This window comes from Streptomyces triticagri, assembly GCF_003429565.1.
Classification (GTDB): domain Bacteria; phylum Actinomycetota; class Actinomycetes; order Streptomycetales; family Streptomycetaceae; genus Streptomyces; species Streptomyces triticagri.
In genome coordinates this window covers 1-13,538 of the sequence record NZ_QUAK01000097.1, presented here as the reverse complement: position 1 = coordinate 13,538, position 13,538 = coordinate 1, and the positions used below count along the sequence as shown (strand labels likewise).

Here is a 13,538-nt window from a genome sequence, read left to right as displayed (position 1 = left end):
GCACCCGCATCGCCCGGGTCGCCGCCCTCCCAGCCCTCACTGCCCTCTCCGCCCTCACCGCTCCAGAAACGTGAACAGCGCCTCCCACCGCCGCACGATCCCGTCCGCCGAGTACCGCTGGATGTTCGCTCGGGCAGCCTGCCCCAGGCGGTCCCTGAGCGCCCGGTCCGACATCAGCACATCCAACTGCCGGGCAAGCAGGGCGATGTTGCCGAGCGGAGCGAGCAGCCCGTCCTGCCCGTCGCGGACGATCTCCCGCACCCCCGGCGCACAGTCGAAGGCCACCGGTGCCACCCCGGTCGCCATCGCCTCCATCAGAGCCAGCGGAAAGCCCTCGTACCGCGACGACTGCACAAAGACGGAGCTCGTCCTCAGCGCCGCCACCGGATCGTCGGTCCGCCCTTGCCAGCGGACCGAACCGTCCAGGCCGAGCGCCCAGCACTGCCGCCGCAGCGCGGCCTCTTCGTCCCGGTCTCCGTCCCCATAGATGTGCAACTGCCAGTCCGGATGCAGCGGCGCGACCTCGGCCCAGGCCTCCAGGAGCATGTCGATGCCCTTCTGGTCGTCGAGCCGGCCGATGCTGGTGACGATCCGGCCGGTGCGGGGCGAGGGCTCGGCGGGCAGTACGGGAAGCGGGTTGGGCAGGTGGCCGACGTTGTTCATGCCGCCCAGGGAGATCCACAGGTCGGCGTCCTCCCGGGTGAGCGCCAGCATCCGGTCGACCTCCGCGTAGTAGGTCCGGCACCGCCGCAGCCTCGAACTCGCCCGCGATGCGGCGAACGACTCGTGGCTCATGCCGATCACCGTGTGCCCCGCAGTGTCGGCGATGACCACCCATTCCATGGCCCACACCTGGGTGACGATCACCACGGCGCCGGGCCGGGCCGCCCGGAACAGCGCCGTGAGCTTCGCGGCCTGCGCCGGCATCGTGGCCGCGCGCCCCTGCCGCGGCGGGCCGGATTCGTACAACGTCGTGGTGGGGTACGGCAGTTCGCCGCCCAGGTGCTGCCGATGTTCCTCGGCGGCGGCCCTGATGCCGACGACGTGCACGCGGTGGCCGCGATCGGTGAAGAGCCGTGCCATCCGGTGCGTCCAGGTCGTCACACCGCCCAGTTCGTCGACGCTGTTGGCGATCAGGAACACCTCGCGCGCGGGGTGCGCGGGACCCGGCCCGGATGCGGTCGTCATCCGCGCCTCCCCCGCGCGAAGAAGGTCGAGACGACGCGACGCGCGGCGTCCCCCTGGTCGTACTCGCCGTAGCGGGCCACGAAGTCCGCGCGGGACGCGGCGTATTCGGCATCGTCCGCCTCGAGCCGGGCCACGGCTGCGAAGAGTTCCTCCTGGGTGCCGGTCACCGGCCCCGGAGCCTCCTCGCGCAGGTCGAAGTAGGTGCCGCGCGCGTGCACCGCGTACTCCTCGTGGTCGTACGCGTAGAAGATCATCGGCCGGTCGAGCAGGGCGTAGTCGAACATCACCGACGAGTAGTCCGTGATCAGGCCGTCCGCGAGGGTCAGCAGCGGGGTGATGTCGTGCCGCCCGGTGACGTCGAGCACCGTGCCGCGCACGGACGGCGGCAGCACCACCTGGTTCAGATAGTGCGCACGGATCAGCAGCACAAAGCGGTCCCCGAAGCGCAGCGCGAACTGTTCAACGTCAAAGGGAATTTCGAAGGTCCGCACCTGCCCGCCCTCGGTGGCGCGAAAAGTGGGGGCATAGAGGAGCACGGTCCGCCCCTCGGGGATCCCGAGCTCCGCGGCCAGGGGGCCACGCGCGCGTGGACCCGTGCCGGCCTCCGCCGCGCGGGCGGCCACGAGTGCGTCGTTGCGCGGACAGCCCGTGCGCAGCGGCACATCGGGACGCAGCCGGTAGGCGCGCACAAGGGTGCGCACATCGTGCTCGGAGCGGACCAGGAAGGCGTCGAAGCGGTCCAGGGCCCGCTGATAGGCCTCCCGGTCCGGCCGCCACATCGCCTTGTGACCCGGTTCGTCGAAGCCCATCCGCTTGAGCGCCGAGCCGTGCCAGGTCTGGATGTACGTGGTCTCCGGACGCTTGTCGAGCCGCAGCGGGAAGCCCTGGTTGTCGATCCAGAACTCGGCCTGTGCCAGATACCGCAGATACGGCCAGCTCCAACGCCGCACCAGGACCGCGTCCTTGGGGAACCCGGCCGGATCCCCGGCGTACGACCACACGGCGCGGAAGCGCACTCCCTGCCGCCGCATCTCCTCGTAGATCGCCCGCGGGCTGTCGCTGTACTGCCGCCCGAGGTGGCTCTCGAAGACCACCAGGCCCCTGCGTACGGGCAGCCGGACGAGGAGCCGGCGGTAGGCGCGGATCTTGGTGTCCCCGGAGCGCAGGCGGCGCCGGACGGAGCGCACCTTCCGCTTGGCGGTGTCGGCCGGCCCGGTGGCGATGGCCCGGCGGATCACCTGCTCGCTGCGCCGCGCCGCCGGCCCGCGCGAGACGAGGCGGAACGAGAGATGGCCGCGCCGTGAGATCCGCGGTTCGAGCCGGTCCGCGGCGAGCCTGGTGAGCCGCGGACGGACCCGCAACTCGCCTGCACCCACAAGGTCCTGGGCCTGCGCACTGAGCCGCGTCCGCAGCCGCTCACCTGCCCCGCCGGCGTCCCCGCCGACCTCCAGGACCAGCCGTACGTCCCACACCGCGTCGAGCACGCCGAGCGGCCGCAGCCGGCGCGCGAGGTCCACCTCGGCGGTCCACTCGAGCGTCTCCCCGGCGTGCCGCAGCGAGACGAGCGGGAAGCGGAACGTCTGCGGACTGCGCCGGCGGGCGCTGAACTCGAGCCGCCCGCGCAGCGGACGGTCCGCCCGGATCCGCCCCAGCGGGTTCACGATCCGCCCCGCGAGCCGTACCGGACCGCGCCCGCCCGCACCGAGATCGCTGTACTCGGTGAGCTCGTTGCGCAGGAAGAGCTGCCCGAGCGGGGTGGTGTGGTACCCGAGAGCGGTCACATCGAGGACGTCCCGGCCCAGCGGGTCGTCCAGGTGCTCGGCGCACCAGTAGACCCGGTCGTCGCGCTCGGCCAGCGGCGACGACAGCTTGTCGGGGTTGGTGAGGGTGTCGGCCGCCGGGATCAGCCGGTCCCAGTCGTCCACGAGCAGCAGATAGGCGCAGACGGCCTGGACGGGCCGCACCTCCCGGTAGACCTCGGGCGCGAATCCGGCGATGTAGGGCCGGGCGAGCTCGGCGAAGGCCCGCCGGTACGCCTCGTCCGTCGCGGGCAGATCGCGCAGATGCAGCACCAGGTCGTGCTTGAGGAACTTCACGTCCTTGTGGAACTCGAGGTCGGTGAGCCCGTGTTCGGCCAGGAGCGCGTCGACCCTGCGGTGGATCTCCAGGCGGTGCGCGAAGTTGGCGATCTCGTGGCGGCGGTTGCTGATGGACCTGGCACCCGCGCCGTCCACCACGTGCCAGTCGTAGACGCGGTTCGGAATGAGAGTGATGCGCCGGGCGGCGACGTAGGCGCGAGCGGAGAACAGCAGGTCCTCGTAGTGGATGCCGACGGGGAAGCGCAGGTCCGCACGGTCGAGGAAGTCCCGGCGGTAGCACTTGTTCGTGGCCAGGGTGTCGAAGACGAGCAGACCGGGGAGTTCGGCGATCGACTCCAGGGTGCGGGTCCGGTCGTACAGCCAGGGGTGCCACTTGACCTGCTTTCCGCTGCGGGAGTCGACGTGGACCCGCACGCAGAGCCCGGAGACCAGGTCGGCACCGGTGCTCTCGGCGGCCTCCAGCATGTTGCGGCAGGCGTTGCGCTCGAGTACGTCGTCGCTGTCCAGGAACATGACGTACGCCCCGCGCGCGTGGTCGACGCCGAGGTTCCGCGGGGCGCCGCAGCCTCCGCTGTTCTCCGGCAGCCGGAAGGCGCGCACCCGGCCCGGGTGCGCGGCGGCGAACTCCCGCGCGATGCGGTACGAGCCGTCCGTGCTGCAGTCGTCGACGATCAGGACCTCGACGGACCGCAGCGTCTGGCCGAGCGCGGACCACACGGCCGCGGGCAGCCGCTCCTCGTCGTCGTGGACGATCACCACGACCGACACGTCCGCGGTCACATCCATGCGTCCCTCCAGACAGCCGGCCCGGCACACCCACAGCCGATTGTCGTCCATAACGGGACAAACCATCGATCCTGTGGCGGCCGACTGAGGCACGGGAACGACGGGGCGAACGACGGAAGGGGCCCCGAAGGACCCCTTCCGCCCGTGCGACTCCCGACGTCAGCTGTGCGTACGCAGCAGCGTCCGCATCGTCCGCATCGCCACCGACAGGTTCGCCAGGTCGAAGTCTTCCGAGCCCCGGATCTCGTCCAGGGTGGTCTTCGCCCGGCCCAGGATCGCCGCGTTCTGCTGCTCCCAGGCCTTGTAGCGCTGCTCCGGCGTCGCCGAGTCGCCGCCCACCGCGAGGACGTCGGCCGTGAGCGCGGCATGCGCCGCATACAGGTCCTCACGGATGGCCGCGCGGGCCATCGACTGCCAGCGGTCGGTACGCGGCAGGGCGCTGATGCGATCCATCAGCTGGGTGATCCCGAGCCGGTCCGCGAGGTCGTAGTACACCTCGGCGACCGCCATCGGCTCCTTGCCCATGTTGTCCGCGATCAGCACGTTGTCCAGGGTCGGGAAGGCCGAGGAGAAGCCGGCGACCCGCTGGGCCAGCTCCTCGGTGACACCCGCCCCCATCAGCTCGTCCCGGATCTGCTGGTACCACTCGAGGTCCTCACCGCGAAGCAGCGACGGCAGCTCGGCCCAGACCTGCCGCACTCCACCGCTGAAGAAGCCGATGGTCTCGGCCAGTTCGAGCGGCTGCGGACGGTTGTTGAGCAGCCAGCGGGTGCCGCGCTCGACGAGCCGCCGCGAGTGCAGCCGGATGCGGGTCTGCACTTCGGCCGGCACCACGTTGTCCAGCTCTTCGACGGCGTCCCAGACCGAGCCGAGCCCGAAGATCTCGCGCGCGGCCGTGTGCGCCCGTACGACCTCTTCGAGCGAGGCGCCGGTCTCCTCGCGCATCCGGTGCAGGAAGCTGGTGCCGCCCGCGTTCACCGTGTCGTTGACCAGGACCGTGGTGACGATCTCGCGGCGCAGCGCGTGCGCGTCGATCTGCTCGGCGTACCGCTCGTTCAGCTGCTTCGGGAAGTACGCGTGCAGCAGCCGCTGCAGATAGGGGTCGTCCGGCAGGTCCGTGGCGAGCAGCTGGTCCGCCACCGTGATCTTGGTGTACGCGAGCAGGACGGCCGTCTCGGGCTGGGTCAGACCGTGCCCATGGGTGAGCCGCTCCCGGATCTGCCGGTCGGTCGGCAGGAACTCGAGCGCCCGGTCGAGGTGGCCGTCGCGCACCAGGGAGCGCATGAAGCGCTGCTGGGCGTGCACCATGCTTGAGGACTGTGCGAGGGCGTTGGCCAGGGCCGTGTTCTGCGCGTAGTTGTTGCGCAGGACCAGGCGGCCGACGTCTTCGGTCATCTCGGCGAGCAGCTTGTTGCGCTGCTTGACCGTCAGATCGCCGTCCCCCACCACCGCGTTGAGCAAGATCTTGATGTTCACCTCGTGGTCGGAGGTGTCCACGCCGGCGCTGTTGTCGATCGCGTCGGTGTTGATCCGGCCGCCGTGCTGGGCGAACTCGATGCGGCCGAGCTGGGTCAGGCCCAGATTGCCGCCCTCGCCGACGACCTTGGCGCGCAGATCGGCGCCGTCCACCCGGATCGCGTCGTTGGCCTTGTCCCCGACGTCCGCGTTCGACTCGGTGCTCGCCTTGACGTACGTACCGATGCCGCCGTTCCACAGCAGGTCGACCGGCGACTTGAGGATGGCCTGCATCAGCTCGGCGGGCGTCATCTTCGACACCGAGGCGTCGATGTCGAGGGCCTCGCGCATCTGCGCGTTCACCGGGATCGACTTGGCGCTGCGCGGGTGGATGCCGCCGCCCGCGGACAGCAGGTCCTTGTCGTAGTCCGACCAGGACGAGCGGGGCAGCTCGAAGAGCCGGCGCCGCTCGGCGTAGGAGACGGCCGCGTCCGGGTTCGGGTCGATGAAGATGTGCCGGTGGTCGAAGGCGGCGACCAGGCGGATGTGCTCGCTGAGCAGCATGCCGTTGCCGAAGACGTCGCCGGACATGTCGCCGACGCCGACCGCGGTGAAGTCCTCGGTCTGGGTGTCGTGCCCCAGCTCCCTGAAGTGCCGCTTGACCGACTCCCAGGCACCGCGGGCGGTGATGCCCATGCCCTTGTGGTCGTAGCCGGCCGAGCCGCCGGAGGCGAAGGCGTCGCCGAGCCAGAAGTTGTAGCTCTCGGCGACCTCGTTGGCGATGTCGGAGAACGTCGCGGTGCCCTTGTCCGCGGCGACCACCAGATAGGTGTCGTCCTCGTCGTGGCGCACCACCTCGGCGGGCGGTACGACCTCGCCGCCGACCATGTTGTCGGTGATGTCGAGCAGCGCCGAGATGAACGTCTTGTAGCTGGCGACGCCCTCGGCGAGCCACGCGTCCCGGTCCTTGGCCGGGTCCGGCAGCTGCTTGGCGACGAATCCGCCCTTCGCGCCGACCGGCACGATCACGGTGTTCTTCACCATCTGCGCCTTGACCAGGCCGAGGATCTCGGTACGGAAGTCCTCCCGCCGGTCCGACCAGCGCAGACCACCGCGCGCGACCTTCCCGAACCGCAGGTGCACGCCCTCGACCCGCGGCGAGTACACCCAGATCTCGTACGCCGGCCGGGGCGCGGGCAGATCCGGGATGGCCTGCGGGTCGAACTTCATGGAGACGTACGCATGCGGGACGCCGCCCGAGGCCTCCTGGAAGAAGTTCGTCCGCAGGGTGGCCTTGATGACCGTGAGGAACGACCTCAGGATCCGGTCCTCGTCGAGCGAGGCGACCTGGTCGAGGGCGCCGTCCACCTCTTCGAGCAGGCCGTCGATCAGCTCGGTGCCGGCCCGCTGCCGGTCCGGCGACATCCGCGCCTCGAAGAGCGAGACGAGCAGCCGTGTGGTGTGGACGTTGTTGTGGAGGGTGTCCTCCATATAGTCCTGGCTGAACTTGGAGCCGGCCTGCCGCAGGTACTTCGCGTACGCCCGCAGCACCATCGCCTGGCGCCAGCTCAGACCGGCGGCGAGGACGAGGGAGTTGAAGCCGTCGTTCTCCGCCCGGCCGGTCCAGACCGCGGCGAAGGCCTCCTGGAAACGCTCGCGGGCGTCGTCGGCCAGATAGTCGCCGTTGCCGTTGGACTTGGGCATCCGCAGGCCGAAGTCGTAGATCCAGGCGGTGCTGCGGTCGCTGCGGCGCAGCTCGTAGGGCCGCTCGTCGACGACCTCGCAGCCGAGCTTCTGCAGGACCGGAAGCACGGCGGAGAGCGAGACCTGGCCGCCGTCACGGTAGATCTTGAAGCGGCGCTCACCGGGGCCCGCGCCTACCGGCTCGTACAGGCTGAGGGCGAACTCGCGCCCCTCGTGCGCCAGTTGCTCCAGGTGCGTGAGGTCGGCGACGGCGGCACGCGGATTGTGATCGGCCTTGTAGCCCTCGGGGAAGCCGCCGCCGTACTTGCGAAGCAGTGCGGCGGCGCGCTCCTCGCCCAGCTCGGCGTTGAGAGCCTCGGCGAAGCCGTCGGCCCAGGACCGGGCCGCGTCGACGAGCCGGGCCTCGATCCGCTCGGTGTCGGCGTCGGTCAGCGCGGGCAGCTCGGTGCCCTGCTTCACCCGGACCACGAAGTGCAGCCGGGACAGGATGGACTCCGTGTTCCACGCCGTGAAGTCGACGCTGGCGCCCTGGAGTTCCTCCTTCAGGATGTCGATGATGCGCAGCCGTACGCCCGTCGTGTAGCGGTCGCGGGGCAGATAGACGAGCGCCGAGTAGTAGCGGCCGTACTCGTCCTTGCGCAGGTAGAGCCTGAGGCGCCGGCGCTCCTGCAGATACAGGACGCTGGTGACGATGGAGCGCAGCTCGTCCGGCGGCGTCTGGAACAGCTCGTCGCGCGGGTACGTCTCGAGGATCTGCAGCAGGTCGCGGCCGTCGTGGCTGTTGGGCGAGAAGCCCGCGCCCTTGAGCACCTCGGCGACCTTGCGGCGGATCACCGGCACCCGGCGCACCGACTCGGTGTACGCGGCCGAGGAGAACAGGCCGAGGAAGCGGCGCTCCCCGATCACATTGCCCTTGTCGTCGAACTTCTTGACGCCGACGTAGTCGAGGTAGCTCGGACGGTGCACGGTGGCGCGGCTGTTGGCCTTGGTCAGCACCAGGAGCTTGTGCTCACGGGCCTTGGCGCGGGCGTCGGCCGGCAGCCGGTTGAAGGACGGGCTGACCGGATGCCCGTGCACGTCCTCGCCGGTGTGGTGCGGGTCGGCGCGCAGGATGCCGAGGCCGGTGCCGGGCAGGGCGCCGAGCGAATCGTCCTCGTTGAGGTGGTACTCGCGGTAGCCGAGGAAGGTGAAGTGGTCGGCGGCGAGCCAGCGGAGCAGCTCGCGGGCCTCCTCGACCTCCTGGTTCTGCAGGTCGTCCGCGGTGGGCTCGCTCGGCAGCTCGTCGGCGATGCGCAGCGCGGCCTCGCGCATCTTCTCCCAGTCCTCGACGGCCTCCCGGACGTCGGACAGGATGCGCACCAGGTCCAGGGTGATCTGCTTGAGATCGGAGCGGTCCGTCTCGCGGTCGATCTCGACGTGGATCCAGGACTCGACGAGAGTGTCGTGCGAACCGTCCTTCGAGCCTTCGGGCAGCACCTCGATCAGCTTGCCCGTCACATCGCGGCGCACCGTGACCTGCGGGTGGATCACCACGTGGATGCCGCGGTTCTGCCGGGAGAGTTCATTGGTGACCGAGTCCACCAGGAACGGCATGTCGTCGGTGACGACCTCGACCACGGAGTGGCTGCAGGTCCAGCCGTTCTCCTCGACGGTCGGGGTGTGCACCTTGACGTTCGCCGTGCCCTGCGGGCGCTCCTCGGCCAGTCTGTAGTGGGAGAGCGCGGCACCGAAGATGTCGACCGGATCGCGGTCGGCCAGGTCCTCGGGTGCGGTGTGCAGGTAGTAGCGCTGGAGGTACGTCAGGAGCGTGTCCTCGGCCGGCGCCGCGGACCCACCCTCGCTCGTGGCCCCGGTCGGTAGGTGTCCGCCCACCGGGCTGTTCTCAGCAACCCGTGCCGCCCTTGCGAGCAGCTCGGCCTTGGCTTCGTCCAGCTTGGTCTGCATTGTCCTTAGGCTCCTGTCGCGCGCCGTTGCGAGACGTAGAAAGAGATGTCGTTCCGCCGATCCTTGCCGTACGCCACGACGCGGGGTGTCCGGTCCGTGACGACGTTATGCCCCGTCGAGTGACGGGCGGGGGGTTATCGGCCATTGTTGTCGGCCTGATCCGGCCCGGAAGATCGGCGAATGCGGCCCGGTCCCGGATGTCGTCCGAGTGCACCGGGCGCGGCCCGGGGGCGGCGCTGCCCCCGGTAGTGCCTGACGCGGCACTGGCTATCGCGCTGATCACGGGACCCAGGCTATCCCTCTTCGCCGGTGGTCCGTCATGAGCCAGTTGTGGACAAATCAGGGGGTCGAACTTTGACACCTTGTCCCATGACAACAGGGGCCCGACCACCCGAGGACTTGGCAAAACGGGCGGATCGCGGCACGTTGGACAAACAGGCCCCGTGCCCGTACCCGGACAAGGGGCGGAGATCCGGCACCGGGGAGCGTGCAGCCATGGCACCGAAGATCCTGATCGTGACCGGGGACGCGGCGGAGTCGCTGGAGGTCCTCTACCCGTACCAGCGGCTGCGCGAGGAGGGGTACGACGTCCATATCGCCGCGCCGGCCCGCAAGGTCCTGCGCTTCGTGGTGCACGACTTCGAACCGGGCTTCGACACCTACACCGAGAAGCCCGGCTACACCTGGCCCGCCCACCTGGCCTTCTCCGAGGTCGACGCGGGGAGTTACGCCGCCCTGGTGATCCCCGGCGGCCGGGCGCCCGAGTATCTGCGCAACGACCCCGAGCTGCGCAAGCTCGTGAAGTCGTTCTTCGACGGCGACAAGCCGGTGGCGCAGATCTGCCACGGCCCGCTGCTCACCGCCGCGATCGGCAGCCTGAGCGGGCGCCGCGTCACCGCGTATCCGGCCCTCGAACTGGACATGCAGTCGGCCGGCGCGAGCTTCGAGGACGCCGAGACGGTGGTCGACGGCACGCTGGTGTCCGCCCGGGCCTGGCCGGACCACTCGCGCTGGATGCGCGAGTTCCTCACCGTGCTGCGCGACACGGCTCCGGTTTCCTGACGGGGCCGTCGGGGCCGGGGCGCGAGCCGTCGAGTCCGGGCCACGAGGGGGCGTCACGCCGCGAGGCGGCCTGCTTCCGTGACCGCCTCGGCCAGCGTGTCCACCACCGGCACACCCGCCTCGGCCAGGCTGGCCCGGCTGTGCGAACCGCCCGTGTACAGCACCGCGCGGGCGCCCACATGCGCGGCGGCCAGGGCGTCGTCCACCGCGTCCCCGATGACCACGGTCCGCTCGGGGTCGACGCCGGTGAGCGCTGCGACATGGCGCTCCATGTGCTGTGCCTTGGTGCCACCGGACGGCCCGGTCCGCCCGTCCACCCGTACGAAGTGGCTCTCGATGCCGAAGTCCCGCACCAGCGGCACCAGTTCGTCATGGCCGAAGAGGCTGAGTATGGACTGGCTGTGACCGGCCGACTGCCAGTCGCGCAGCAGCAGGTCCACTCCCTCGGCGAGGCCGCAGGCGGCCCTGCGCGCCGTGTAGTGCCGGTGGAACGCCTTGTCCATCACCTCCCACTCGGCCTCGGTGGGCAGCCGGCCGGTCAGGCGCTCGTAGAAACGCGGGACCGGTACGCAGTACAGCTCCCGGTACTGCTCGAGGGTTATCGGGGCCAGGCCCGTCTCCGCGAAGGCGGCATTGGTCGCGCCGATGACCGCGTCGATGTCGTGGAACAGTGTGCCGTTCCAGTCCCAGACGATGTGTGAACCCTGCTTCCCCATGCCCTCCAAGCTACCGGGCACCTCTGACAACGCTCCAGGGCGGACGGGGACGGCCGTGGGCCCGGCTCAGTCGATGAGATTCGCGATCTCCTGCGTCGCGTACCAGAGCAGCTCGTGGTCCTCGGCCCCGTCGACCGTGAACTGCGCGTCGTCGTCGCCGAGGTCCGCCGCACCGAGCGCCTCCGCGGCGGCCGTCACATCCGCCGCGGCCTCGTCCGAGTCCACGTGCACGGCTGCGGCCTTGGCCAACGGCACCGCACCCGCGATGCGCACCTCGCCGAGCGCCCCCGCGTCGAGACCGCGGTCGGGATCGACGGAGGCCGCGGAGTCCGGTACGTCGGCGGCGAGCACCACCCGGCGGCGGGCGGTCGACGGGTCACCGGCCACGAGCCGCAGGGAGGCCCCGGCCGCGCGGTTGAGCGCGGCGTACTCCAGCTCCTCGATGTCGTCGGAGAGGTACCACTCGCGCAGCGCCGGCGTCACGGCGTACGCGGTGAGCGGGCCCGGGCCCAGTTCGCCCGCCCTGTGCGCCTCGGCGAGGGAGGTGAGGGTCAGGGGGACGTACACGCGCATGGCCGCCGCTTTCGTGGGTCGGTGGTGGGGTGTGCCCGGGGCCCGTCCGGTCGGGTCGCAGGGGCCTCAAGGATACGTCTGCTGTCCCCCATCGAGGCGGGGGTGTCGGCCCTCGCGGCGCTGTCCGGTCTCCGCGTACGACGCCCACAGCCCAGGCGCCCCTTGGCCCGTCACCCTGATAGGTGATCTCTGCCGGGCCCTGGTCGGCGGCCCGTCGCACGTTGCACCGAAGGCCGTGATCCCCGTAGAAGAACGCCACAAGCTACTGCCCGGTAAGCACTCCGGGCCCGAGCAGAAACGGGGCGACGACCATGACCAGGACGCGTATCGGCACGGGACCCACCAGGCGCCGCGACCAGCGCGGGCCGTCCGGACCCGCAGGCACGGCGCCGGGCCGCCCGCCAGTCGTACCGGGACCGCGCAGGAGTCCGGGCGGCCCGGCACGGACACCGGTCCGCATCACCCCGCACGAGCTCTTCGCCGAACGCCTTCTCGCCGTACTCAGCGGCCGGCGCCCGGTCCACTGGATGCTGAACCACAGCATCGGCGAGGGCTACCAGCAGCTGGTCGAGCTGGCGCCGGTCGCCCCGTTCCGGACCGCCGGCGCCCGGCCCGTCGTGCGCACCTGCCGCGCCCACCCGCTGGTCCCCGGCATCGTCGAGGCCAGCGCCTGCATCGCCACCGGGGACCGGGTGCGCGCCATGGCCTTCCGCCTGGAACAGGGCCCCGACCTCCGCTGGCGCTGCGCCGCGGTCGAGCTCGACGGCCGGCACGACGGGCGCCCAGGGGCGTGACGCACCGCTCGCCCACCCGCCGCGACGGCGCCGCGCACGCCCGCCCTACGATCCCGGGATGGCCGCATCGATGGATCCGAACACCGCCCCCGACACCGCCGCCGCTCGCCACGCTCGCGCCCGCCGGCGCCGGGCCACCGGACAGATCCTCCTCGACCGGCTCGGCCTGCTCGAGCGGTGGCGGCCGTACGGTGCACCGGTGCTCGTGGGCTCCGTGGCACTGGACCTGGTGGTGGAGCGGGACATCGACATGGAGATCTACTCCACGGCACCGTCCGTCGCGGACGGCTTCGCCGCACTCGCACCCTGCGCCCAACTGTCCGGCGTACGCGGACTGCGGTTCGCCAACGCCCTCGACCGGCCGGACCGAGGTCTCTACTGGCGTCTCGACTACGAGGCCACGCCCGACGACCCCGAGCTCACTCCCGGTGAGACGTGGACGGTCGACATGTGGTGGCTGCCCGACGACCACCCCGGGCCCCGCGCGGCGCACCTCGTCGCCCCCGTACGCGCGGCCCTGGACGCCTCGACGCGCGACGCCGTCCTCGCGGTCAAGGAGGGCGCGCAGGCACGGGGCGAGGCCACCCAGGGCGTGTGGGTCTATCGCTCGGTCCTGGAACACGGGGTCCGTACGTACGACGAGTACCGCGCCTGGAGCGGGAGCACCCCGACGGACGGCCTGACCTCATGGACTCCGAGTCCGGCGCAGGCTGCTCCCTGAGGTCCGGCGGCTGCCTGCTCGGGCGTCACCGCGCTTCCCCGTCCCGCGGCTCGATCAGGTCCCACCTGTTCCCGTACAGGTCGCGGAAGACGGCCACCGTGCCGTACGCCTCCTCGCGCGGCGCCTCCTCGAAGACGACACCGGCGGCCTGCAGCCGCGCGTGGTCCCGCTCGAAGTCGTCCGTGGATAGGAACCAGCCGACCCTCCCGCCGGTCTGGTCACCGACCCTGTCGCGCTGCCGGCCGTTCGCCGCCCGCGCGAGCAGCACGGCCGTCTCCCGGGCGCCGGGCGGCGCGACGACCACCCACCGCTTCGCGTCGTCGATGCGGGTGTCCTCCAGGAGGACGAAGCCGAGCACGTCCCGGTAGAACGCGATCGCCTCGTCGTAGTCGCGCACCACCAGCGTCACCATGCCGAGATGAACCATCCGACCACCCTGCCCGCACTCGGCCCCGGAACGACAGCGGGCCGGGTCCGGCAGCACGCCGGACCCGGC

9 protein-coding genes are annotated in these 13,538 nt (G+C 71.0%); 3 read left to right on the top strand and 6 right to left on the bottom strand.

Features of this window, described 5'->3' with window-relative positions; translation table 11 throughout:
- Positions 1 to 54: 54 nt before the first annotated feature.
- The 3 genes from DY218_RS17915 to DY218_RS17905 all read right to left on the bottom strand — a co-directional run bounded on the left by DY218_RS17915 (position 55) and on the right by DY218_RS17905 (position 9,176).
- Positions 55 to 1,188, bottom strand: a complete 1,134-nt coding sequence (locus DY218_RS17915) for a glycosyltransferase (protein ID WP_128557069.1) — start codon at positions 1,186 to 1,188, stop codon at positions 55 to 57.
- Positions 1,185 to 4,073 carry a bifunctional glycosyltransferase/CDP-glycerol:glycerophosphate glycerophosphotransferase gene (locus DY218_RS17910; RefSeq protein WP_128557068.1) on the bottom strand — a complete coding sequence of 963 codons (2,889 nt, stop codon included), beginning with the start codon at positions 4,071 to 4,073 and terminating at the stop codon, positions 1,185 to 1,187. Before DY218_RS17910 ends, DY218_RS17915 begins: the two co-directional genes overlap by 4 nt.
- A gap of 159 nt (positions 4,074 to 4,232) precedes the next feature.
- Complete coding sequence (locus DY218_RS17905; RefSeq protein WP_128557067.1) at positions 4,233 to 9,176, bottom strand: NAD-glutamate dehydrogenase; 4,944 nt, start codon at positions 9,174 to 9,176, stop codon at positions 4,233 to 4,235.
- A gap of 495 nt (positions 9,177 to 9,671) precedes the next feature.
- Between DY218_RS17905 and DY218_RS17900 the strand changes: the two genes are divergently transcribed.
- Positions 9,672 to 10,238, top strand: a complete 567-nt coding sequence (locus DY218_RS17900; RefSeq protein ID WP_128557066.1) for a DJ-1/PfpI family protein — start codon at positions 9,672 to 9,674, stop codon at positions 10,236 to 10,238.
- Between the two features lie 53 nt (positions 10,239 to 10,291).
- Here DY218_RS17900 and DY218_RS17895 read toward each other — a convergent pair whose 3' ends face one another.
- Positions 10,292 to 10,954: an HAD family hydrolase gene (locus tag DY218_RS17895; protein ID WP_128557065.1), complete on the bottom strand. Its 663-nt coding sequence runs from the start codon at positions 10,952 to 10,954 to the stop codon at positions 10,292 to 10,294.
- Between the two features lie 66 nt (positions 10,955 to 11,020).
- Positions 11,021 to 11,527 carry a DUF6912 family protein gene (locus DY218_RS17890; RefSeq protein WP_128557064.1) on the bottom strand — a complete coding sequence of 169 codons (507 nt, stop codon included), beginning with the start codon at positions 11,525 to 11,527 and terminating at the stop codon, positions 11,021 to 11,023.
- A 311-nt stretch (positions 11,528 to 11,838) separates the two neighbouring features.
- Between DY218_RS17890 and DY218_RS17885 the strand changes: the two genes are divergently transcribed.
- Together DY218_RS17885 and DY218_RS17880 are read left to right on the top strand one after the other, a co-directional pair.
- Entirely contained in the window at positions 11,839 to 12,321 is a 483-nt protein-coding gene (locus DY218_RS17885) for an Rv3235 family protein (protein ID WP_233521669.1), read from the top strand.
- A 58-nt stretch (positions 12,322 to 12,379) separates the two neighbouring features.
- Positions 12,380 to 13,042, top strand: a complete 663-nt coding sequence (locus DY218_RS17880; RefSeq protein WP_128557063.1) for a hypothetical protein — start codon at positions 12,380 to 12,382, stop codon at positions 13,040 to 13,042.
- Positions 13,043 to 13,067: 25 nt separating this feature from the next.
- Here DY218_RS17880 and DY218_RS17875 read toward each other — a convergent pair whose 3' ends face one another.
- Entirely contained in the window at positions 13,068 to 13,469 is a 402-nt protein-coding gene (locus DY218_RS17875; protein ID WP_128557062.1) for a VOC family protein, read from the bottom strand.
- Positions 13,470 to 13,538 lie beyond the last annotated feature (69 nt).

What these genes read in the sequence shown, in the direction of transcription:
- DY218_RS17915 (WP_128557069.1), bottom strand. Translation starts at nt 1,188, where the DNA reads ATGACGACCGCATCCGGGCCGGGTCCCGCGCACCCCGCGCGCGAGGTG.
- DY218_RS17910 (WP_128557068.1), bottom strand. Translation starts at nt 4,073, where the DNA reads ATGGATGTGACCGCGGACGTGTCGGTCGTGGTGATCGTCCACGACGAC.
- DY218_RS17905 (WP_128557067.1), bottom strand. Translation starts at nt 9,176, where the DNA reads ATGCAGACCAAGCTGGACGAAGCCAAGGCCGAGCTGCTCGCAAGGGCG.
- DY218_RS17900 (WP_128557066.1), top strand. Translation starts at nt 9,672, where the DNA reads ATGGCACCGAAGATCCTGATCGTGACCGGGGACGCGGCGGAGTCGCTG.
- DY218_RS17895 (WP_128557065.1), bottom strand. Translation starts at nt 10,954, where the DNA reads ATGGGGAAGCAGGGTTCACACATCGTCTGGGACTGGAACGGCACACTG.
- DY218_RS17890 (WP_128557064.1), bottom strand. Translation starts at nt 11,527, where the DNA reads ATGCGCGTGTACGTCCCCCTGACCCTCACCTCCCTCGCCGAGGCGCAC.
- DY218_RS17885 (WP_233521669.1), top strand. Translation starts at nt 11,839, where the DNA reads ATGACCAGGACGCGTATCGGCACGGGACCCACCAGGCGCCGCGACCAG.
- DY218_RS17880 (WP_128557063.1), top strand. Translation starts at nt 12,380, where the DNA reads ATGGCCGCATCGATGGATCCGAACACCGCCCCCGACACCGCCGCCGCT.
- DY218_RS17875 (WP_128557062.1), bottom strand. Translation starts at nt 13,469, where the DNA reads ATGGTTCATCTCGGCATGGTGACGCTGGTGGTGCGCGACTACGACGAG.